19 protein-coding genes and 2 tRNA genes are annotated in these 20,744 nt (G+C 67.5%); 13 read left to right on the forward strand and 8 right to left on the reverse strand.

Going from position 1 to position 20,744, the window contains the following annotated elements:
* The 8 genes from VFW45_14610 to VFW45_14645 all read left to right on the forward strand — a co-directional run.
* Positions 1–187: chorismate-binding protein (locus VFW45_14610; protein ID HEU5182018.1), on the forward strand; the 187-nt coding region annotated here is incomplete at its 5' end.
* On the forward strand, positions 184–753 hold the full coding sequence (locus tag VFW45_14615) for an aminodeoxychorismate/anthranilate synthase component II (GenBank protein HEU5182019.1): 570 nt from the start codon (positions 184–186) through the stop codon (positions 751–753). The genes VFW45_14610 and VFW45_14615, both read left to right, overlap by 4 nt.
* Complete coding sequence (gene trpD, locus VFW45_14620) at positions 750–1,778, forward strand: anthranilate phosphoribosyltransferase (protein ID HEU5182020.1); 1,029 nt, start codon at positions 750–752, stop codon at positions 1,776–1,778. The genes VFW45_14615 and trpD overlap by 4 nt, the downstream gene beginning before the upstream one ends.
* The gene (trpC, locus tag VFW45_14625) at positions 1,775–2,566 is read left to right on the forward strand and encodes an indole-3-glycerol phosphate synthase TrpC (protein ID HEU5182021.1); all 792 of its coding nucleotides are present in this window, start codon (positions 1,775–1,777) and stop codon (positions 2,564–2,566) included. The genes trpD and trpC overlap by 4 nt, the downstream gene beginning before the upstream one ends.
* Positions 2,563–3,186, forward strand: coding sequence for a phosphoribosylanthranilate isomerase (locus VFW45_14630; GenBank protein ID HEU5182022.1), 624 nt, complete (start codon positions 2,563–2,565; stop codon positions 3,184–3,186). The genes trpC and VFW45_14630 overlap by 4 nt, the downstream gene beginning before the upstream one ends.
* Entirely contained in the window at positions 3,183–4,370 is a 1,188-nt protein-coding gene (gene trpB / locus VFW45_14635; protein HEU5182023.1) for a tryptophan synthase subunit beta, read from the forward strand. The genes VFW45_14630 and trpB overlap by 4 nt, the downstream gene beginning before the upstream one ends.
* Positions 4,367–5,149: a tryptophan synthase subunit alpha gene (trpA, locus tag VFW45_14640; protein HEU5182024.1), complete on the forward strand. Its 783-nt coding sequence runs from the start codon at positions 4,367–4,369 to the stop codon at positions 5,147–5,149. Before trpB ends, trpA begins: the two co-directional genes overlap by 4 nt.
* Before the next feature lie 58 nt (positions 5,150–5,207).
* A complete protein-coding gene (locus tag VFW45_14645; GenBank protein HEU5182025.1) occupies positions 5,208–5,741 on the forward strand; it encodes a hypothetical protein in 534 nt (177 codons plus the stop codon).
* Here the strand turns inward: VFW45_14645 and VFW45_14650 are convergent.
* The 4 genes from VFW45_14650 to VFW45_14665 are packed head-to-tail and all read right to left on the reverse strand — an operon-like array spanning position 5,719 to position 13,692.
* Positions 5,719–7,044, reverse strand: a complete 1,326-nt coding sequence (locus VFW45_14650; protein HEU5182026.1) for a glycosyltransferase family 4 protein — start codon at positions 7,042–7,044, stop codon at positions 5,719–5,721. The two genes, VFW45_14645 and VFW45_14650, sit on opposite strands and share 23 nt — an antisense overlap.
* Positions 6,993–8,882: an asparagine synthase (glutamine-hydrolyzing) gene (gene asnB, locus VFW45_14655; GenBank protein HEU5182027.1), complete on the reverse strand. Its 1,890-nt coding sequence runs from the start codon at positions 8,880–8,882 to the stop codon at positions 6,993–6,995. Before asnB ends, VFW45_14650 begins: the two co-directional genes overlap by 52 nt.
* Before the next feature lie 51 nt (positions 8,883–8,933).
* Positions 8,934–13,208, reverse strand: a complete 4,275-nt coding sequence (locus VFW45_14660; protein HEU5182028.1) for an ATP-binding protein — start codon at positions 13,206–13,208, stop codon at positions 8,934–8,936.
* 10 nt (positions 13,209–13,218) lie between these two features.
* Positions 13,219–13,692, reverse strand: a complete 474-nt coding sequence (locus VFW45_14665; GenBank protein HEU5182029.1) for a hypothetical protein — start codon at positions 13,690–13,692, stop codon at positions 13,219–13,221.
* Between the two features lie 71 nt (positions 13,693–13,763).
* Here VFW45_14665 and VFW45_14670 point away from each other — a divergent pair, with 71 nt between their 5' ends.
* From VFW45_14670 to VFW45_14685, 4 genes are all read left to right on the forward strand, one after another.
* Positions 13,764–16,001 (forward strand): M28 family peptidase, encoded by a 2,238-nt coding sequence (locus VFW45_14670; GenBank protein ID HEU5182030.1) that lies wholly within the window; start codon positions 13,764–13,766, stop codon positions 15,999–16,001.
* Between the two features lie 78 nt (positions 16,002–16,079).
* Positions 16,080–16,442, forward strand: a complete 363-nt coding sequence (locus VFW45_14675) for a sulfurtransferase TusA family protein (GenBank protein HEU5182031.1) — start codon at positions 16,080–16,082, stop codon at positions 16,440–16,442.
* The gene (locus VFW45_14680; GenBank protein HEU5182032.1) at positions 16,439–17,494 is read left to right on the forward strand and encodes a thiamine biosynthesis protein; all 1,056 of its coding nucleotides are present in this window, start codon (positions 16,439–16,441) and stop codon (positions 17,492–17,494) included. The genes VFW45_14675 and VFW45_14680 overlap by 4 nt, the downstream gene beginning before the upstream one ends.
* A gap of 54 nt (positions 17,495–17,548) precedes the next feature.
* Positions 17,549–17,623: transfer RNA gene (locus tag VFW45_14685), tRNA-Val, on the forward strand.
* A 7-nt stretch (positions 17,624–17,630) separates the two neighbouring features.
* Here the strand turns inward: VFW45_14685 and VFW45_14690 are convergent.
* Positions 17,631–18,188, reverse strand: coding sequence for an HDIG domain-containing protein (locus VFW45_14690; protein HEU5182033.1), 558 nt, complete (start codon positions 18,186–18,188; stop codon positions 17,631–17,633).
* Between the two features lie 66 nt (positions 18,189–18,254).
* Between VFW45_14690 and VFW45_14695 the strand changes: the two genes are divergently transcribed.
* Positions 18,255–18,330, forward strand: a tRNA-Ala gene (locus VFW45_14695).
* On the opposite strand, the gene VFW45_14700 is transcribed toward VFW45_14695, so the two are convergent.
* The 3 genes from VFW45_14700 to VFW45_14710 all read right to left on the reverse strand — a co-directional run bounded on the left by VFW45_14700 (position 18,318) and on the right by VFW45_14710 (position 20,553).
* Positions 18,318–18,884 (reverse strand): ferritin-like domain-containing protein, encoded by a 567-nt coding sequence (locus VFW45_14700; GenBank protein HEU5182034.1) that lies wholly within the window; start codon positions 18,882–18,884, stop codon positions 18,318–18,320. The genes VFW45_14695 and VFW45_14700 overlap by 13 nt on opposite strands.
* Positions 18,885–19,150: 266 nt before the next feature.
* Entirely contained in the window at positions 19,151–19,735 is a 585-nt protein-coding gene (locus tag VFW45_14705) for a hypothetical protein (GenBank protein HEU5182035.1), read from the reverse strand.
* A gap of 209 nt (positions 19,736–19,944) precedes the next feature.
* On the reverse strand, positions 19,945–20,553 hold the full coding sequence (locus VFW45_14710) for a hypothetical protein (GenBank protein ID HEU5182036.1): 609 nt from the start codon (positions 20,551–20,553) through the stop codon (positions 19,945–19,947).
* Positions 20,554–20,744: the final 191 nt, after the last annotated feature.

The following is a 20,744-nucleotide window of genomic DNA, read 5'->3' on the forward strand; positions in this document are numbered from 1 at the left end:
TTTCTTCGGCAATCTGGACACCTGCATCACCCTGCGCACGGCGATCCTGAAGGGGACGCAGGCCTACGTCCAGGCGGGGGCGGGGATCGTGGCCGACTCCGACCCGGCGCGGGAAGAGCAGGAGTGCCTGGACAAGGCGAAGGTCGTCTTCGAGGCGCTGGACGAGGCGGAGGGGATGATGGCGTGAAAGTCCTGGTCCTCGACAACTACGATTCGTTCACCTACAACCTGGTCCAGTACCTGGGAGAGCTGGGGGCCGAGGTGGAGGTCCATCGCAACGACGCCATCAGCGTGGAGCGGGCGCTGCACGGCCGCTACGAGCGGCTGGTGATATCGCCGGGACCCGGCACGCCGGCGCGCGCCGGGATTACCGTGCCGCTGGTGCGGGAGGCTGCGGGACGGATCCCGCTGCTCGGCGTCTGCCTCGGCCATCAGGCCATTGGCGAGGCTTTCGGGGGAAAAGTGGTGCGGGCGGCGGCGATCTTCCATGGCAAGACCTCCGAGATCCGGCACGACGGGCGCTCCGTCTTCCGCGGACTGCCCAACCCCTTCACCGCCACGCGCTACCATTCCCTGGTGATCGATCCCGGCACCCTTCCCTCCTGCCTGGAGGTGAGCGCCCAAACGGACGACGGCGTCATCATGGGCGTCCGGCATCGCCATCTACCGGTGGAGGGAGTCCAGTTCCATCCCGAATCGATCCTGACGCCGCAGGGGATGGCTCTTCTGGCGAACTTCCTGGAGAGTGCATGAGCCGGATGGAGGAGGCCCTGAAAGAGCTGGTCCTGGGCCATGATCTGCCGGCCGATTTGGCGGGCGCCTGTTTCGAAGAGATTATGGACGGCAGCGTCGACGGAGCTCTCCTGGGAGGGTTCCTCATCGCCTTGCGCATGAAGGGGGAGACACCGGAGGAGATCGCCGCCTTCGCCGCGGCGATGCGGGAACGGTCCGTCGGGCTCCCCGGAGCGCGGGACGAGGAGCTGCTCGACACCTGCGGCACGGGAGGCGACGATCTGGGCGGGTTCAACGTTTCCACCCTCACCGCGCTGGTGGCCGCGGGAGCGGGAGCAAAGGTCGCGAAGCATGGCAACCGCGCCAGCTCGGGCCGGTGCGGCAGCGCCGACCTGCTCGCGCACCTGGGAGTGCGCATCGACGCCGATCCGGGCACGGTGGCGCGCTGCCTCGACGAAGCGGGCATCGGGTTCCTGTTCGCGCCGGCGATGCACCCTGCGGTGAAAGGGGCCACGCCGGCGCGGCGTGCCCTGGGGGTGCGGACCGTCTTCAACCTCCTCGGGCCTCTCAGCCATCCGGCCCGCGCCGCCTCCCAGCTCATGGGGGTGTTCGACCGGCGCTGGGTCGAGCCGGCCGCCCGGGCCCTCGCGGCCCTCGGGTCGCGCCGGGCCCTGGTGGTGCACGGCCAGGACGGAATGGACGAGATCACCACCACCGCCCCCACCTGGGTCGCGGAGCTGTCCAACGGCCAGGTGCGCTCCTACGAAATCGATGCGCGGGATTTCGGGATTGCGCGGGCCGATGCGGCGGCGCTGCGCGGCGGCGGGCCGGAACAGAACGCCGCCATTGCCCGGTCGATCCTCTCGGGCGAGCGCGGCCCAAGGCGGGACCTGGTGGTGGCCAACGCCGCCGCGGCGCTGTGGGTGGCGGGCAAGGGGGCCGATCTGGGGGAGGGAAAGAGGCTGGCGGAGCAGTCGATCGATACCGGCGCGGCCGCGCGCAAGCTGGACGACCTGGTGCGGCTGACGGGGGAGAAGGAAAGATGACCCGGGCCACGGGTGATTTCCTGGAAAAGATCATGAGCGGCAAGCGCTCTGAGATTGCCCGGCTCGCGGAGCCTGGCGCGCGCCGCCGCATCGAAGAGGCGCTGAGTCGCGCACCGCGGGTCAGGAGCTTTCCCGCGGCGCTCGCCGCGGGAAGCGGGTTGCGGATCATCGCGGAGGTGAAGCGCGCTTCTCCCAGCCGCGGGCGTCTGGTGGAGCACTACGATCCCGCCGCCCGGGCGAGGGATTACGAAGCGGGCGGCGCCGCCGCCTTGTCGGTCCTTACCGACGCCGAACACTTCGAGGGAGAGCTGGCGCATCTCGAGGCGGCGCGCTCGCAGACGGCAATCCCGGTGCTGCGCAAGGACTTCATCCTGGATGCCTCCCAGATCGACGAGTCGCGCGGCGCGGGGGCCGATGCCATCCTGCTGATCGTTGCGGCGCTGCCCCGGACGGCGGTGGTCGATCTGCTGGGAAAAGCGCGGGGTCTCGGCATGGAGGCGCTGGTGGAGGTGCACGATGAGGAGGAGCTGCGGCAGGCTCTGGAAGCCGGCGCCCGTCTCATCGGCGTGAACAATCGCAACCTGCGGACTTTCGAGGTCGACCTCGAGATCTCCGTGCGGCTCGCCGCGCTGTTTCCGACCGGGATCCTCAAGGTGAGCGAGAGCGGCATCACCTCGCGCGCGGACATGAAAAGGCTCGCGGATGCCGGCTACGATGCCTTCCTGATCGGCGAGTCACTGGCGCGCTCTTCCGATCCGGGCGCCGCCTTGCGGGAGTGGACCCGATGAGACCACGGATCAAGTTCTGCGGCATCACGCGGCGGGCGGATCTCGAGGCGGCCGCCGCGGCCGGCGCCGATGCCGTGGGAGTCATCCTGGTGGCCGGCACGCCGCGCTCCCTCGATCCGGCGAGGGCACGCGACCTGCTGCGCTCGGCGCCCCCCTTCCTGGCGCGCGTCGGCGTCTTCGCCGACGAGGACCCGATCCGCATCCGGAGGATCCGCGAAGATCTGGGACTGACGGCGGTCCAGCTGCATGGATCGGAGTCGCCCGGCCACTGCGCCGCCGTCGGCGGAGTCCGGATCAAGACGCTGCGGGTCCGGGAGGACTTCTCGCCGGCGAGCATGGAGCCCTTCGATGTCGAGGCCTTCCTGCTGGAGGCCCCCGTCCCTGGCGCGCTCGGTGGGGGAGGGGTCGCCTTCGACTGGTCTCGTCTCGCGACCCACGGCGCCTTCGGGCGTCGGATCATCGTGGCAGGAGGATTGACTCCGGACAACGTGGCGGAGGCGGTGCACCTCCTGCGTCCCTATGGCGTCGACGTCAGCAGCGGCGTGGAGCAATCGCCCGGAGTAAAGGATGCAAAGCGGATGGAGGATTTCGTGCGGGCGGTACGGGGAGCGTCGTCATGAAGCCGGAAAAGCCGGGGCGCTTCGGAAGATTCGGCGGCCGCTTTGTCCCTGAAACCCTGATGGGGCCGCTGATCGAGCTGGAGGAAGCCTACGAGACATGCCGCAAGGATCCCGCCTTCCAGCAGGAGCTGGACCGCCTCCTGCGCGACTATGTCGGGCGACCGACGCCGCTGACCCCGGCGGCGCGCCTCGGGGAGGAGCTGGGCGGCCTGCGCATTCACTTGAAGCGCGAGGATCTCTGCCATACCGGCGCCCACAAGATCAACAACACCCTGGGACAGGCTCTGCTGGCGCGGCGCATGGGCAAGCGGCGTGTCATCGCCGAGACGGGAGCGGGGCAGCATGGCGTGGCGAGCGCCACCGCGGCGGCGCTGCTGGACCTCGAATGCGTCGTCTACATGGGATCGGAGGACATGGCGCGGCAGTCGCTGAATGTCACCCGGATGCGGCTGCTGGGGGCGCGCGTCGTCGAAGTGGCCGCGGGCAGCCGGACACTCAAAGATGCCATCAACGAGGCGATGCGCGACTGGGTCACGAACTGCGCCGGCACCCACTACATTCTCGGCTCGGTCCTGGGAGCGCATCCCTACCCGGCCCTGGTGCGCGATTTCCAGTCGGTGATCGGGAGGGAAGCGCGGGCGCAGTATCTGAAGACCGAAGGGCGGCTTCCGGACCTGCTGGTGGCTTGCGTCGGGGGTGGCAGCAACAGCCTGGGACTGTTCACGGCTTTCCTGGCGGACGAGGCGGTCGAGATGGTGGGCGTGGAGGCCGGCGGCGAAGGAATCGCCGCCGGGCGGCACGCGGCCCGCTTCGCCGGCGGGTCGCCAGGAGTGCTGCATGGCACCTACACCTTCCTGCTCCAGGATGCGGCCGGGAATATCGCGCCGACCCATTCGGTCTCGGCGGGACTGGACTACCCGGCCGTCGGCCCCGAGCATGCCGACCTGCGCGAGCAGGGCCGGGTGCGCTACGAGATCGCCTCCGACGTCGAGGCGCTCGATGGCTTCCGGCGGCTGGCGCGCTGCGAGGGGATCCTGCCGGCTTTGGAATCGGCCCACGCGCTCGGCTGGCTCGCGGCGCATGCATCACGGCTCCCGCAGGGGTGCCGCGTCCTGGTCAATCTGTCGGGGCGGGGCGACAAGGACGTCGACCAGGCGGCCGCGCGGCTCGGAGTCGAGCCATGAGCCGGATCGCGGCGGCCTTCGCCAAGGCGCGCCAGGCACGCCGTATCGCTTTCATTCCCTACCTGACGGCGGGAGATCCGTCGATCGAGGCGACCGTCGATCTCGCGCTGGTACTGCGCGGCTGCGGCGCCGATTTGATCGAGCTGGGCGTGCCCTTCTCCGATCCGCTGGCCGACGGCGAGGTGATCCAGCGCGCGGCGGCGCGCGCCCTGGCCCGCGGGACGACGCTGGAGACGGTCCTGGAAGCCGCCGCACGGATCCGGCAGATGAGCGACGTGCCGCTGCTCCTGTTCAGTTACCTGAATCCGCTGCTGCGCATGGGCTGGCCCCGCCTCGCGCAGGCCGCCTCCGCCGCGGGCGTCGACGGCGTCCTGGCCACCGATCTTCCCGTGGAGGAGGCGGACGATTACATCGCCGCCCTGGGCGAGAAGAACCTCGACCCGGTCTTCATGGCCGCCCCGACCACCGCCCAGGACCGGCTCGATGCCATCGGACGCGCCTCGCGAGGGTTCCTTTACTACGTGACGCGCGCCGGGGTGACCGGAGAGCGTGCCACGCTGCCGCCGGAGACCGCCGATCGGGTACGCCGGCTGCGCCAGTCGACCTCACTGCCGATCGCGCTGGGCTTCGGTGTCTCGGATCGGGAGCAGGTGCGCCAGGCCGGGGAGTTCGCCGACGGCGTGGTGGTGGGCAGCGCCCTGGTGAGGGTGGTGGAGCAATGCAGCGAGCCGGCTGTTCTGGCGGAGCGCCTGAAGCGGCGCGTGGCCGAGCTGTTCTGACAATGCAACGCGCGCGGGAGCGGCTCGCTTCCGCGCCGATTCATGAAAGGAGCTTCTCTTGACTCGAAAAACCTCCGGCTGGCTGCCGGTTCTGTGCGCGGTGGGCTGCCTGGCGGCCGCCCCAGCCCCCGAGGGGGTGAAAGTGACTTTCCGTCGCGACGCCATCCTGTCGCTGCTGTCGGCAACGATGCCTTACAAGATTGACGTGGGCACGGGGATGCTCAAGGAATCCCTGACGTTCTCGGACCCGAAGGATCTGACCTTTGGCAACAACCAGATCACTTTCGCGGTGCGCTGCCAGGGAGCGCCGATGCCGGTGGACCAGGTCCTCCATCCCGTGCTGGTGTTCCAGCAGTCGGGCGGGGGCTACCAGGTGGTCGTGCAGAGCCTGCCGATATCCATCCCCGGCTTCGGAAAGGTCGACATCAAGGAGTTCTTCCAGCCCGTGGATCTGCGCAACCTCATGAAGCAGAGCGTGGACGTGCGGGGCAAGCCGGCCCTCCTGGAATTGCGCGTGGACAAGGTGGCCCTGGCAAAAGAGACGATCGACTTTTCCTCGACGCTGATCCTCACGCCCCAGCCGGGCCGCTAGCGGCACGCGGCGCGGGCGCGCCGGCAGCCGGCAGGGTTTCCCGGAACAGCCGGGCGATCGTCTCGACGTTGCGGTCGCGATCGAAGTCGCGCTCGACGCGCTCCCGGGCCGCCTGCGCCAGCTCGCGGCGACGGTCGGGATCCCGCAGCAGGACCTCGATCGCCTCGGCGAGCCGTGCCGGGTCTCTCTCCGGAACGGTCACACCGTAGCGTCCCGATTCGAGCAGCTCGCGCGAGCCGTCATAATCGGTGGTCACCACGGTCGTGCCGCACGCCATCGCCTCGACCAGGACGTTGGCGATGCCGTCCTGAAAGTCGTTGGGCGTACGATAAGAAGCCAATGCCACCAGCGTGGCACCCGCCATCGCCGCCAGAACCTCGCGATGCGGGGCGATCCCCTCCAGCCGCACCACGTTCCCCAGTTCCAGCCGCGCGCTCTCGCGCTTCAGCTCCTCGCGCTGCGGGCCGCTTCCGAAAATCCGCAGCCGGAAAGGAACCCCGCGGTCCCGCAGGAGGGCGGCCGCCTGCAGGAGATCCAGAAATCCTTTCTCCGGAGTCAGCCGTCCCACCGAGACGATCTCGGGCGGGTTGGCACGCTGCACGCTACCCGGCCGGGGGATTTCGCCGAAGTCGACCCCGTGGTAAACGACATGGATCTTGCCGCTGCTTCCCGGGACGAGCTGCTCCATCCGGCGGCGCGTGGCGCTCTGGCAGGCCAGGATGAAGCGGGCCTCGTGGATCTTCCGGGGCAGGAAGGCGGCGTTGGAGAAGACGTCGAGGCCGGCGTGCCCGCTGAAGCTGTAAGAGGTCCCCAGCAGGCGCGCCGCGATATAAGCCGCCGTCGCCGGATAGTGGGCCCAGGTGCCGTGGACGTGCGCCGTTCCCAGCGCGCGCATCTTGCGGGCGAACACCAGGCTCTTGGGAAACAGCGCCACGGCGTGCGCCAGGTAGCGGGGGCTGCGAATGTTGCCGGCGACGATCCGGGCGAAAGTGCCGAGGGTGCGACCGGGATGGCGCGCCAGGAAGTAGAAGACCGCCGCCGGGACCTCGCTGCCGAAAAGATAAGCGGAGCGCTGGATGGTCAGCCCGCGATCGCGGCCGGGCTCGTCGGCCGCCGTCTCCTCCCGGAAATTACGGGTCGCGTAAAGGTCCACCGGAAGCCCGCGGCGCGCCAGCGCGCGGAACTCCCCTTCGACAAAGGTCTCGCTCACGGTGGGAAAGGCGGTGAGCAGGTAGGCGATTCTGCCGGAATTCAGCTCTGTCCCCGAGACACCGCGTCCACGGGGCGCAGGGCCGTCCGGCACCAGACCTTGAACCAGAGGAGGACCCAGAGAGGAAGCGCCCGGTCGTGTCCCCTGACGTAGTAGTCCTGCAGGTAGCGGTCGACCTCGCGCCGATCCACGTGATCGTAGAAGGGATCGTCGGTCGAGGCGAACAGGTCGTGCACGTAGTCCTTCAGGTCGCTGCGCATCCATTTCGCCACCGGGACCATGAAGCCGTGCTTGCGCCGCTGCACGGTCCTTTCCGGGAGGAAGCCGGGGAAGGCCTGCTTCAGGAGGATCTTTCCTTTCCCTTTGTGCAGCTTGTAGGCGCTGGGCAGGGAGAAGACGAACTCCACCAGCCGGTAGTCCAGGAAGGGGACGCGGGCCTCCAGCGAAGCCTGCATGCTCATCTTGTCCACCTTCATGAGCAGGTCGTCCTGCAGGTAGACCTTGAGGTCCTGGAAGAAGATCTGATTCAGCGCGTCCCCGGCGGGATAGTCGCGGACGGCGTTCTCGATCGCCAGGGTGGAGGCCGCCTTCTCTTGATCCAGGGGCCGGCGCAGGAGACGGCGCGACTCCTCCAGGGTGAAGGTGGAGCGCAGCCGGATCTGGCGCGCGGGCCCGGAGAGCGCGGCGGCTTCGATGGCCCGGCGCACCTTCTCCGGCAGACGGGACAGCGGCAGCGCGCTGCCGGCGCGGCCGGCGAGGCTGCCGAGGATCCCGAATCTGCCGAGCCACTGCTCGAAGCGATACTTGTCGTAGCCTCCGAAGAGCTCGTCGGCCCCCTCGCCCGCCAGCGCCACGGTGACTTTCTCGCGCGCGAAGTGCGACAACAGGAGGGTCGGCAGGGCGGCCGGATCGCACATCGGCTCGTCCAGCGCGGGAACGGTTTTTTGCAGCGTCTCGGGAATGTCCAGCGAGGTGAGGTGCAGCGCATGGTGGTCCGTGCGGAAGTGACGGGCCACGGCCTCGGCCTCCCCCGACTCGTCGTACCAGCCCTCGCCCGCGAAGCCCACCGTGAAGGTCTGCACGGGCTGATTCATGATCTGGCTCATCAGCCCGACCACCAGGCTGGAGTCTAGCCCGCCGCTCAGGAAGGCGCCGAGAGGCACCTCGGAGAGCAGTCGGACCTTGACCGCGTCGGCAAGGATCTCGTGCACCCGCTCGGCGGCCTCCGGAAGCTCCGGCACGCGATCCAGCGTGTAGGTGGGATTCCAGAAGCGCTCGACGCGCACCCCGGTGGCATCCGCGATCAACGCGTGTCCGGCGGGAAGCTTGCGCACCTGCTTGTAGATGGTGGCCGGGCTGGGGATGTAGAGGAGATCCAGGTAGGCGGCGACGGAGGCCGGGTCCAGCTCGTCGGAGACCAGCCCCGATCCAATCAGCGACTTGATCTCCGAGGCGAAAAGCAGCAGGTCGCCGACCTGCGCATAGTAGAGAGGCTTGATCCCGAGCCGATCCCGGGCCACCAGGAGGCGCCGCCGCGGGAAGTCCCACACCGCGAAGGCCCACATGCCGTTCATCCGGTTCAGCCCTGGGACGCCCTCCTCCTCGACCAGGTGCAGGATCGTCTCGGTGTCGCTGGCGGTCCGGTAGCGGTGCCCTTTCTGCTCCAGGAAGCGCCGCACCTCGACATGGTTGTAGATCTCGCCGTTGAAAATGATGAAGCGGGTCTCGTCCTCGTTGGCGATCGGCTGGTGCCCGCCGGCGAGATCGATGATGCTCAGGCGGCGGTGGCCGAGCGCGGCTCCCGCGTCGACGTGGAAGCCCTCATCGTCGGGACCGCGGTGGCGCAGGAGATCGGTCATCCTCCGCACCACCTCGGGACCGGGGAGCTGGACCGACGGGGAGAGTGCCACGATGCCACAAATGCCGCACATGCCGTGCTGCCTTCCTCCAAATCCGCCGGTTCGTCCGGCGCAGGCGCTAGTTTACCGGATCGCGCCTTCGGGAGCGGAATCGGCGCCGCTTTGCGGCACCGGGCTCCAGGCGGGGAGATCCAGGAGCACTTCCGTCCCTTGGCCCGGCGCGGAGTGGACCTGGACCCGACCCCCCTGCTCTTCGGTCGATTTCCGGACGATCGACAGGCCCAGCCCCGAGCCGGACGCTTTGGTCGAGAAGTAGGGCTCGAAAAGGCGGGCACGGGCTGCGGGGTCGATCCCCGGGCCGGTGTCCTTCACCCGGATGCGCACCCGCCGCGAGGGGAGCCCGGCGCCATCTGGCGCGATGCCGGCCAGGATGCTGAGGGTGCCTCCTTCGGGCATCGCCTCCAGCGCGTTCTGGACCAGGTTGGAGAGGGCGCGGCGGGTGAGGACCGGGTCGGCCCAGAGGTCGGGAGTACCGGTATCGACGCGCAGCTCGAGCATGGTCCCCGCAGGCGGGGTGGCCCGGTAAGGGGCCAGCACTTCCTCGAGAAGCTGCGCCGGGGCGATGCGCTGCGGCTTCGGGTCCGGAATCCGCGCATAGTCGGAGAAATCGGCCGCGATGCGCCGCAGCGCCAGCACCTGCTTCTGAATCGTGTCGAGACATTCCTCGAGGATGTCGCCGAAATCGGGCGCCGAGGCCGAATAGACCTTGCGCAGGTGATCGGCGGAGAGCTGGATGGGGGTCAGCGGGTTCTTGATCTCGTGGGCGATGGTGCGGGCCATCTCCGCCCAGGCCTGCAGTCGGCTGGAGCGCACCGTCTCGGTGAGGTCCTCGAGAAGCAAGATCCTTCCCGGAGGCGCGGCCGGGCTCTCGCGGAAGGGGAGCGAGGCCACCCGCAGGGTCGCCGGCCGGTCCTCCCAGCGCAGCTCGATCTGCCAGCGGGCCTCGCGATCGGCAGGGGAGCCGGCGAGGGCGTCGCGCAGGGAGGCGAGCGCCGCATCGGAGGAGAGGGTCTCGAACAGATCCGAGCCCGGGGTGGGCGTGGAGGGCAGCCCCAGCAGCAGGCGCGCCGCCGGGTTGACCGTCACGATGCGCTCCTGCGCGTCGGTGGAGACCACGCCGGTCGTGGCGTGCAGCAGGATCTTGCGGATGTAGTCGCTTCGGCGCCGAAGGTCCTCGCGCTGTCGGCGCAGGGAGGCGGCCATCCGGTTGAACGAGTCGATGAGCATGGCCGGCTCGTCGCGCGTGCGCAGGCGGACCTCCGCGTCGTAGTCTCCCGACTCGATGCGCTCGGTGGCCGCGGCGAGCGCGGAGATGGGGCGAGCCACGCGGCGCGCCAGGATGTCCGACAACAGCGTGGATAGCAGGAGCATCAGCACGGTCACGATCAGGATCGCCTCCTCGACGTCCGCCCGCTTGTGCCGGATCTCCGTCTCCTTGCCCGACAGCGGCAGCGACAGCACGCCCGCAGCCGGGTTCCCGAGCGACAGCGGCGCGGCGATCACCAGCGTGTTGAGCTTGCCGATCCGCAGTCGCCCCAGGGCATAGGGCTGACCCTCCAGGAGCAGCCGCCGGTAGAGGGGCGCTTCCAGGCGGGTAGGGAGCAGGCCCGAGGCGAACAGCTCGCGGGTGCTGGAAGCGGAAAGCACCTCCCCCCGGTAGAGGCTGATGTCCTCGTGCACCACCCGGGAGATCCAGTAAGCCACGCCGTCCTCGATGGGCGGGGCGGCCTCTTCCTGCGTGTCCGCCGAAAGGTAGTCCTCGACGATGCGCCCCGCCGCCCCCAGCGAGCTGATTCCCTGGGACAGGAGGTTCTCCTCGAATTCCCGCGCCGCGAAGCGCTGCATGAAGAAGGCCAGGGCGAACAGCGGCAGAAAAGAAGCGGCGAGAAACACCGCCAGCAGCCGGCGGAACAATCCGCCGCGCGGCCGCAACCGCGGCAGCGTCATCCCTCCCAGCATTCCCAGCACCGCGGCAAACACGAGGCCCAGGAGCAGCCCTATGAGAATCATGCGGGTGAAGCTTCCGGTGAGCCGCAGCGCCGAGGGGAGGAGAAAGCCCATGGCGAGCACTTTCCCGGAGGAGCGCTTGGCGATAACGCGGAAATCCTCCTCGCCGATGCGGGCTTTGGTCCAGCGCGGCCGTCCCGCCGGCAGGCGCTCCAGGAAACCGGGCGGAAAGACCGGCGCATTCTCGAGATTGCACTCCTTTATCCTGCCGGACTCGTCGAGCGAGGCGAGCAGGGGCTCCGATCCGATCAGCTCCGGGTTGGTCTCGCGCGTCTGCGAGACCTGGAAGACGCGCGCGTAGGGGTTGCCTGCGCGCAGCACCGAAAGATTCTCCGCTTCGTCGACCAGGTAGATCTGGACGCGGTGGGGCGCGACCCCGGGGGCTTTCAGCAGCGTCTCGGCTTCCAGGACGCGCCGCTTCAGCCCCCCGACGCGCAGCACCAGCCGCTTCGGATGGTCCGGGCCCCGGGAGGGGAGCTCCTGCACCTTCGCCTCGGCCGGAAGGTTCAATCCAAAGCGTCCCATCGGCGTGCCGTCCGGGGCGAACAGCCTGAGGGAGGAGCTGAGGCCCTCCTCCTTCAGACGGGTGAGGGACCAGAGACGATACGCGGTTCCCTCACCGCCTGCTCCGCCGGCCGAGGCCAGGATGCGCCGGGCGCGCGGCGACTCGTCGAGGCGGTCGATCGCCTCTTTCAGGATCTGCTCGCGGATCGAGGCCTGGTTCTCCACCTCGGGAAGCAGGGTGTCGAGAAAGAACGACTCGCGCTGGCGGATCGAGCTGCGCAGCAGGAGCGGAAGAAAAAGGAAGACGGTGAGAGTGACGAAGGCGATGGCGCGGGCGGCCGTGGGAAGGCGGACCGGATTCATGGAGATGCGCGGGGATACGGCGCGCCGGATCTCGCTTCCCCAGCTCAGCGCCAGCAGCAGCCAGCCGCCGAACAGCATCAGCAAGCCGGCCTGCACGAGGAGCCGCGGGGCGTTGATCGGAAGGAGCTCCACCCGCGTCACATCGAAGCGCGCGTGCCAGGGGGTCTCCGTGGCGAGGCGTCCCAGGAAGTAGCCCGACGGCACGAGCAGCAGTACGCCGGCTGCGATGCGCAGCGGGCGCGCCGGAATTTCAGGATCCCAGCGGCTCCGTGTCAGCTCGGTCACCAGCAGGAGCCAGACCACGGAGGTCAGGAAGAAATCGCCGGCCGAGCGGAACAGCGGCTCGGCGAGCATCGATCCGAACAGACGCGGGTCGAACAGCGAAGAGCCGGAAATGCCGTAGCTCAAAGGAAGCAGCGCGGCGCGCGCGGCCACCAGGAATCCGGCACCGGAGAGCATCCATGTCGTGCTTCCTTCTTCCCGTCGGGCAAAGCAGAGCAGCGCCAGGAGCAGCAGCCCGGCGGCGTTCAAGAGCACTCCGGCAATCCGATGGTTCCGGCGATCCTGGAGGAGCACCTCGTCGAGCTGCTGGTCGCCCAGGGAGACCACGACCAGCGTTCGGCCGCTGGCATCCTGCAGCGGCACGAAGAGATTAACGGAGGCGGGGAGCGCGCCGTGACGCGCCCGGCCCAGACGCGAAGAAGCAAGGTCCGATTCCTCGCTCGGTCGGACGGGGGCCGCGATTCGCAGGCTCACGCTGCCGCCCCGGACTGCGGGTCGGTGCAGGGGAAGACGCGGCTCCTCCTCGAGCGGGGACTGCAAGAGGTACTCGCCCAGCAGAAATGTGTCGCTCCCCACGGGAGTCGAGGAGGCCAGGATCTGCGAGGCTCCCTGCACGAAAATGCTCGTGCCGCCCCGACCGGCGGGCGCGGCGCCCAGCGCCGTGCGCCCGCCCCAGGCGATGGGCCCTTCCTTGCTCCAAAGGGTCCAGCCGAACCGATCCCCTTCGGGCCGAGGGCGGGTGGCGGCTGCTTCCAGGACCTGGAACAAGGCGCGCCGGTCGCCCGCAGGCACGCGTGCCAGGTGGGCAGCCGGCGCCGACAGGTCGCCCAGCAGCTGGGCGAAATCCCGGCGGATCCGCTGTGCCCTCAGCTCCAGCCGCGTGCTGCGCTGCTCCTCCCACGAGGACACGGTTCGGCGTGCCTGGAGGTGGTGGGTCAGGGCGAAAGCCGCGAGAAGGAAAACGAGGATGGTTGCGACACCGAGCAGGCGGAGGGTGGGTTGTGGCGCCCGCCGTGACGATCGCCAGGAGAGCTGCAGCAGGATCGCCAGGCCCATCAAAAGGACACATTGCCAGGCCGCCAGGCGCAGGAACCCGGACAGGAGGTCCCATTCGAGCAGCGCCAGGGCCAGAATGAGGGCCGCGAGCGCGACGGGGGAGACGGCTCGTGCGGTCTTGCTCAAGCGCCTCCCGTCAGGGGACGTCGCGGAGCTCCTTGAGAATCCAACCGCCGTCCCTCCGGACCAGTGTGAAGGCGATCTGTGCCGTTTGTTCCCGCGAGCGTCCCGTGCGGAACTTCCACCGTCCGACGGCGATGATGCGCTCGGGTTGCTCCGGTGGATTGCCGCCCTTCAGGAAGTTGAACTGCAGGGTACTGCGTGAGCGGAAGATCGACTGCAGGACCAGGCAAACCTGGTCGATGCTGTAGTAGCCGTGAGGAAACCCCAGAGTCCCGGAGTCCATGAGGATCTTCTCTCCCTTGGCGGCGACCTGCCGGATCCGGCCGGGATCTCCTTCCCGGAACATCCTCTCCAGCGGCTCCAGCGGATTGCCTGAGGGTGACCCCTGCCCCGCCAGAGCCAGGGAAGCGGCCCACAGGAAGATTGCCACGGCGACCATGGGCCGGCGGCGAAAGACCTTGCGAGTCTCTGGGTCCGAAAGGTCCAACTGCTCTCCAACTCTCTTAAGACGTTGGACTTATGCTAGACTCTCCACCCTTCATCGTCAAGGAGCGCCGCATGAAAGTCCGAGTTCGTCTCCTGGCAAGCCTGCTCGCGAGCCTGCTGGCGGGCGCCTGCTCGGGAGTCGGATCCACGGATCCCGCTGCGCGCTCGAGGCTCATGCAGGACATGCAGGCCCTTGCGGGGCGTATCGGCCCACGTCCCGCCGGCAGTCCCGCCGAAGCGCGTGCCCGCGGCTACATTCTCGATGCGATGCGGTCCGCCGGATTGCAGGCGAGCGAGCAGCCGCTGGGGGAGCTGGAGCTTTGGGAGTCGACCGACCTGATGCTCGACTCGGCCAATGTCATCGGCGTGCTCCCGGGAAGCGTCGCCGGGAGCATCGTTCTCGGTGCGCACCATGACAGCCGCAGTCTTTCCTGCCCGGGCGCCGCCGACGACGCCTCGGGGGTGGCGGTCATGCTGGAAGCGGCGCGCCGCTGGGCCAAGAAGGAGCGGCGCCACACGCTGGTGTTCGCCTCTTTCACCGGAGAGGAGACTTTCGGGTTGCCGGGATCCGCCGGCTTCTTGAGACACTGGGACGGAGAGAAGCCCATCGCCGCGGTGACGCTGGATTTCGTCTCCACCGGAAAGGTCTTCGTGGCCCCTTTTCCGCGACCGCCGGAGCTGTGGGCGAACCGCCTGCTGGCGCGCGCCGAAGCGCAGGTCCACACCGGCAGGGCGACCTTCGATCCCTGGCTCGTCGCCGTGCCTCGCATCCTCGATATTCCCTACTTCGCCGATCATGTCTCGTTCCTGGAAGCCGGCATCCCGGCCCTGAACCTGAGCTGCCAGTTTCCCGCCTGGACCTATCACACCCGCGAGGATACGCCCGAGCGCGTGGAGGGGGAGACGCTGGTGGCGGCAGCCGACCTGGTCACCGAGATGATCGGGATTCTCGACCGCGGTGAAGCCGACCTGAAGAGCACCGACAAAGGCTATGCTCCGGTGCCGGCTCTGGGCTCCGCTTTCTTCCTGCCGCTGCTAGGTCTGCGTGCCCTGGAAGCGGCGGTGCTGCTGGCGGGGCTGGCGGTCGCGACGGTGAGGCGCCGCGAGATTCTCCGGGTGGATGCCTGGGGAGAGACCCTGCGCGCCCTGTTCATGGCCATTCCCTTCACCCTTCTCGGGATCTCGGGGGGTCTCGCCGTGGAGAGCCTGCTTGGCTGGATTGCCGGGGTGAGCCATCCTTCTTCGGCCCATCCGTTGGCCCACGTGGGGGGAGCGCTGGCAGCTTCCGCCTTCACATTCTGGCTTGCGGCGGTACTCTTCCGCTTCGTGCGTCCCGCCACCCGGTCCGGTCCCTACCTGGCCGCCGGATGGCTCGTCCTGGCGTCCGAAGCGGCAGCCCTGTCGGGTCTTCACCGGCACGAAATCGCCTTTCCCTTGTGGGCCGGCGCCGCAGGTATGCTGCTGGCGTCGCTCTCCGGAAGCGTCATCCGCCAGGTGGCCTGGGCCTGCCTGGGAGCCCTGGCGTCGATTTCCTACCTTTCGCCGGTGACCTATCGGATGTTCCTCGAGCTTTCCGGTTCGACGGTGCCACCGGCGGCCTTATGGGTCGGGGCTCTCGCGCTGCTGCTTCCCTGGTTCCTTTTCTTCCAGGGGATTGCCTGCCATCCGGAGGTTCTCCTTGGCGGACGGCCCGGTCGGCTGCTGTCGGCGCCGGTGGGATTGATCCTGGCACTTCTCGCCGCCGGTTCGGCGGCGGCGAACGGACTGGTTCCGACCTACGACTCCCGTCACCGCGTCCTGGTGCAGGTGGGCGAAGAGATCGATCTGACGAGGCGGGAGGTCACGGCCCATCTCGCGTCGCTCGAGCCCCTTGCCGCCTTGCGTCTGGAAGGATGGGATTCCCAGGCTCTGTCCGACGGCACGCGGCAGACCCTCGACATCCCATGGGACCGAATCGATCCTCCCGCGGTCACCCTCGAGACCGAGAACGGCGAAACGGAGAGCATCGTGCGCCTGCGCGGCCTCCTCCCGGACAACCCGCGGTTCGTGTCGCTTCGGCTGGCCTCGTCGGCATCCTTCCAGGTTTTTCGCGGCGGGAGCTGGGGGACCTTCCGCAATTACCGCAAGGCCACGCCCTCCATGGAACGGGGGCTGCAGCTCGAGGTCCCTGTCCGCAAGGAAACCGGGGCGCCAGTGCACGTGGAAGCGGAAATCCTTCTGGATGAGGATATCCTCGGACTGCGACCCCGCGCGGCGACACGCGCCTTTCGCTTCTGGTCGCGCCTGAAGCTCACGGCACGGATTCCCTAGCACCGTCCGGGGACGCCGATTCCGCCGCGGCCCTTTGCTATACTTGCCCTCCCGCGCAGACGATGGGAGCTCGACGCGATGCCGCAGCCCGTCAGAATGAGCAGCGATTCCGGAAAGCCCGCCGACCCGCAGCCCGGGGCGCCGGCAGAAGCGATTTTCCCGGAGCCCGACGTGCGGCTCGATACCGTGGGGCTGTATTGCCCCGTGCCGATCATCAAGACCCAGGCGCGGATTCGCTCGATGCAGCCGGGAGAGGTCCTCGAGATTGCTTCCGATGACCGGGTGATCCTGCTGGACATGCCGGCCTGGTGCCGCTCCACCGGTCACGAATACCTGGGGGGGCGCGAGACGGTGGACGAAATTCTCCTGCTGTACGTGAGAAAGGTGGAGCGCTCCTCGGGAGGGCCAGGCGCCGGAGCAAGATCCGGAGGAAGACGATGACGAGCAGGGTGGCGGGAGAGACGATTCGGGCCCTGGGGCTGATTTCCGGCGGGCTCGATTCGACGCTGGCGGCCCGGGTCCTGATCGAGCAGGGGATCGAGGTCCACGGCGTGAATTACGCCACCGGCTTCTGCACCAATGATCAACGGCGTGCGGTGGGGCGTCCCAACGAGTCGGCCCACCGGCTGCGCAACGAGGCGCTGCGCGCCGGCGGCGATCTCGGGATCGAGGTCGAAATCGAGCCGGTGGAGCGCGAATACTTTGGCATCGTGGTCAATCCCAAGTTCGGCCACGGCGCGCACATGAACCCCTGTATCGACTGCCGCATCTTCATGCTCAACAAGGCGAAGGCGCGCATGGATTCGCTGGGAGCGCATTTCATCTTCACCGGCGAGGTCCTGGGACAGCGCCCCATGTCGCAACACCTGGCGGCGCTGCAGACGATCGAGAAGGAGGCAGGCCTCGAAGGGCTGCTCCTGCGGCCTCTGTCGGCGCGCCATCTGCCCGAGACGATTCCGGAAAAGCGCGGCTGGGTGGACCGAGCACGACTGCTTTCGATCTCGGGACGCTCGCGGCGCGGGCAGCTGGCGCTCGCGGAGACCTTCCAGATTGCCGAATTTCCGCAGCCTTCGGGTGGCTGCTGCTCGCTGACCGACGACACCTTCTCGCGCCGTCTGAAGGACGCCCTGGACCATCAGGTGCCCTTCGAGCCGGGGACCGAAGATCCGGTTCTGCTCAAGGTAGGTAGACATTTTCGAGTGTCGCACGGCGTCAAGGTGGTGGTGGGCAGAGACGAGGCGGAGAACGGCTTTCTGGCGAAGCACCGGGCCGGTCGCTGGTGGTTCGAGGTCCCCGATGCAGGCAGCCCTCTGGTACTGGCCCAGGGAGAGCCCGACACGGCGCTGCGCGAGCTGATCGCGGGAATTGCGGCGCGCTTCTCATCGCGCCGCCGCGAGGCGGAGGTGACGGTGACGGCGCGCCGGGAGGAGCGCTGCGAGCAGCTGCGCGTGTCGCCGCTTCCCGAGAGCCTGCTGGAAGCCTACCGGATCTGATGCGCCGGCGCCGGACATGGTAGAATCCCGGCCCGATAGCAGACAGCATTTCTAGGGGCGTTAACTCAGCGGGAGAGTGCTATCCTCACACGGTAGAAGTCGCTGGTTCAAATCCAGCACGCCCCACCACCCGCCCTCACAGCCCCAGGACCTCCGCGGCGACCTGCAGGGCTTTCAAGACCCGCTCCACGTGCTCCGGCAGCTCGAGGCCCAGCTCGGCAGCGCCCTGCGCGATGTGCTCGCGATCGACACTGCGCGCGAAATGCTTGTCCTTGAGCTTCTTCATCACCGAGGCGACCTTCACCTCGGCGAGACGCCGTCCGGGCTGGACCAGGGCGCAGGCGACCAGGAAACCGCACAGCTCGTCCACAGCGAACAGCGATTTCTCCATGGGAGTAATGCGCGACACCCCGGTGTAGGGAGCGTGCGACAGGATCGCGCGGATCACCTCGGGCGGGTAGCCTTGCTGCTCGAGGATCCTGCTTCCCACGAAGGGATGCTCTTGTGGAGAAGGATGCTCCTCGTAATCGAAGTCGTGCAGCAACCCGGAGAGGACCCAGAGCTCCGGGTCCTCTCCGAGCGCCTCAGCGCAGCCCCTCATCGCGATCTCGACGGCGAGCGCATGCTTGAGAAGGCCCTCGCCTCGCGTATGCGTCGTCAGAAGCTTCCAGGCGTCCTCACGGCTCGGAGGCATGCGGGGTTCTCCTTGACGGAAGGAGGCTCCGTTTCCTAGAATGAGCATTCCTCGAGAACGCGAAGGGGGCGGTTAGCTCAGCTGGGAGAGCGCTGCGTTCGCAACGCAGAGGTCGAGGGTTCGATCCCCTTACCGTCCACCACGCCCACCGGCCACCTTCCGAGACCTGCCCATCATATCGTTTCCCGCCGCACGCTCGTCGCCGCGTGCCGCCTTGACGTTGATGTCGCGCATGGCGATGCGCGTCAGCTTCTCGTCGGCCGCCTTTTCCTCGTCCAGCGTCTCCTTGAGCAGCGATTCCACCTCGCTGTGGCCCAGGAGCTTGGCGAAAGTCGCCATGGTGCCATAGCTGCCGATCTCGTAATGCTCCACCTTCTGGGCGGCGGCGATCAGGCCGGCGTCGTGCACCGGAGGCTCGGCGTCCTCTTCGATGACTTCCTTGCCTTCCTTGATGAGGCCTTCCATGCCTTTGCAGGTCTTGGCCTTCGCCTTCTCTCCCAGGATCTCGAAGGCCCTCTCCAGGCGGTCCACGTGGCCCTCGGTCTCGCGCAGGTGATCTTCGAAAGCCGTCCGCAGCTCGGGCGATCGGGCCGCCTTCGCCATTTTCGGCAGCGCTTTGGTCAGCTGCTTCTCGGCGCTGTAGATGTCTTGCAGCTCTTCCACCAATAGATCTTCGAGCGATTCGAGCTTTTTCATCTCACGATCCTTCCATCGACCGGATTGATTGTCATGGAGGAATCCTACACCATCGATTTTGATTTTCTAGGTATTGTGCGATGCAAAATCAATCGGGCGCGGTTTTCGCGCTCCTACGGCATGAATCGGGGGACGGAAATCGCGCGAGAAAATCGCGCGAGATGAGGGTCGACGAGCTTGTTCGGGAACCGCTGTAGAGGATCGACGGGAAATCGGACAATAAAAAAGCCCCCGGTTTCCCGGGGGCTTCGAGTCGGGATTGAAACCTAGGGAGTCGGCTCGGAGGCGCTCACCTCGCGATTCTTGCTGTTGCAGGCCTTGCCGCAGATGCGGTTCGAGTGCACATCATTCTGATCGGAGCCAAAGAGGGCACGGCAGCACTGCTGGCAATCCTGCGTCTTCGGGAGCTGCTGGCAGTCGGTAATCGAGTCGAGGCTGGGGGTCGGGAGCGAACTGACTTGCTTGGGTCCGGAGACCTTCGAAGGAGCCGTCCCGGAAGCCTTGGCCGTCAGCGAGGAGCCGAACACGCCGATCAGTGATTGGACCTGGTTCCGCAGCAGCGGAGCGCTGCCGTTCTGCGACTGAATCGTAATTCCGAGATGGCGGAATGCCTGGACCGCGTCCTCCTCGGTGGCGGGAGAGGTGAGATCGTCGCGCAGCTTGATCCCAGCCTTCTGCAGCGTCTCCGAGGCCGTTTCCGCGGTGAGGGGGGCCGCATCGGTGTCGCCGGAGAGACGGTCCGCCAGCATCACCGCGAATTCTCCGACGCTCACGCCTTGTGAGGCGGGAGCGGCGCCGAGCAGGAGGGCCATGACGATGACCAGGGCGGAGGCCGAAAGAATGGTGCGCATTCTGATGACTCCATTTGAATGGAACATTAGGTTCATGGGGGTTCTCCTCGCAAACCGGAATGTCAGTAAACTGGCCTTAATATGCCGTGAAATACGAAACAGTCAACGCAAAATCTGGTGTCAGCATTGTGAGCAATGATACAAAAAAGGCGCACCGAGGAGACCCTCGGTGCGCCTTGTTGGAAATGAGTTCGAGTAGGGCGAATCGCTTAGGGCGTCGGCTCGCCAGGGCTGACGACCAGGTTCTTCTTCTGGCACAGCCGGCCGCAGACCTTACCGCTCAGGTTCAGCTGGTTCTTGCAGCAGTCCATGCAGGGGTTGCAGACCGACTGCGGTCCCGAGCAGGGGGACGGAGGCCGGGGCAGCGCCTGGCAATCCAAAGGCGTCGTGTCGAGCGACGGAATCGCCTCGGTCGTGCCGCCGGTGCGTGCATTGAACGTGCCGGTGTTCTTCTCGGAGGCGGAAGCCAGGTTGCTGCCGAAGATCCCGACGAGACTGGCAGCCCGATCGCGGCTCAGGAAACTCTCGGGATGGTCCGTCTGAAGGACGATGCCCAGCTGTCCGAACAGGCTCGCGGCTTCCTTCTCCGTCAGCGGGCTGTTCAGATCGGCAGCGAGCTTGACGCCATGCTTCTTGAGCAGGTTGGAGGCGCTTTCCTTGGTGAGGGCCGCATCGTCGCTCTGGATCTTGGACGCGACCATGACCGCAAAGTCGCCCACCGACAGGCCATCGGAGGGAACCGGTGCGGCGGCAAGGAGCACCGACAGGGAAAGAGCACAAGCAAGAGAGCCGACAAACAAAACCCTTCTACGATCCATAAGGATTCTCCCCCTCGTTGGCGGAATGCTTTGTCCGGCCTGGATAATACGGTGAAGCCGAAGGGCCGTCAAGCGTTAATTTGGCCAAAAAGTGCGCATTTAGGCCGGGACAAGGCCCAAATATAGGTCTTTCGGCTTCGCCGTCACGCGAAGGATGGCGCCCGGGCGACCTCCGAAAAGTCCTTTAAATC

This window comes from Candidatus Polarisedimenticolia bacterium, assembly GCA_035764505.1.
Lineage (GTDB): Bacteria > Acidobacteriota > Polarisedimenticolia > Gp22-AA2 > AA152 > AA152.

What these genes read in the sequence shown, in the direction of transcription:
- VFW45_14690 (HEU5182033.1), bottom strand. Translation starts at nt 18,188, where the DNA reads ATGCCTCCGAGCCGTGAGGACGCCTGGAAGCTTCTGACGACGCATACG.
- trpD (HEU5182020.1), top strand. Translation starts at nt 750, where the DNA reads ATGAGCCGGATGGAGGAGGCCCTGAAAGAGCTGGTCCTGGGCCATGAT.
- trpB (HEU5182023.1), top strand. Translation starts at nt 3,183, where the DNA reads ATGAAGCCGGAAAAGCCGGGGCGCTTCGGAAGATTCGGCGGCCGCTTT.
- VFW45_14705 (HEU5182035.1), bottom strand. Translation starts at nt 19,735, where the DNA reads ATGCGCACCATTCTTTCGGCCTCCGCCCTGGTCATCGTCATGGCCCTC.
- VFW45_14630 (HEU5182022.1), top strand. Translation starts at nt 2,563, where the DNA reads ATGAGACCACGGATCAAGTTCTGCGGCATCACGCGGCGGGCGGATCTC.
- asnB (HEU5182027.1), bottom strand. Translation starts at nt 8,882, where the DNA reads ATGTGCGGCATTTGTGGCATCGTGGCACTCTCCCCGTCGGTCCAGCTC.
- VFW45_14680 (HEU5182032.1), top strand. Translation starts at nt 16,439, where the DNA reads ATGACGAGCAGGGTGGCGGGAGAGACGATTCGGGCCCTGGGGCTGATT.
- VFW45_14710 (HEU5182036.1), bottom strand. Translation starts at nt 20,553, where the DNA reads ATGGATCGTAGAAGGGTTTTGTTTGTCGGCTCTCTTGCTTGTGCTCTT.
- VFW45_14675 (HEU5182031.1), top strand. Translation starts at nt 16,080, where the DNA reads ATGCCGCAGCCCGTCAGAATGAGCAGCGATTCCGGAAAGCCCGCCGAC.
- VFW45_14670 (HEU5182030.1), top strand. Translation starts at nt 13,764, where the DNA reads ATGAAAGTCCGAGTTCGTCTCCTGGCAAGCCTGCTCGCGAGCCTGCTG.
- trpC (HEU5182021.1), top strand. Translation starts at nt 1,775, where the DNA reads ATGACCCGGGCCACGGGTGATTTCCTGGAAAAGATCATGAGCGGCAAG.
- VFW45_14700 (HEU5182034.1), bottom strand. Translation starts at nt 18,884, where the DNA reads ATGAAAAAGCTCGAATCGCTCGAAGATCTATTGGTGGAAGAGCTGCAA.
- trpA (HEU5182024.1), top strand. Translation starts at nt 4,367, where the DNA reads ATGAGCCGGATCGCGGCGGCCTTCGCCAAGGCGCGCCAGGCACGCCGT.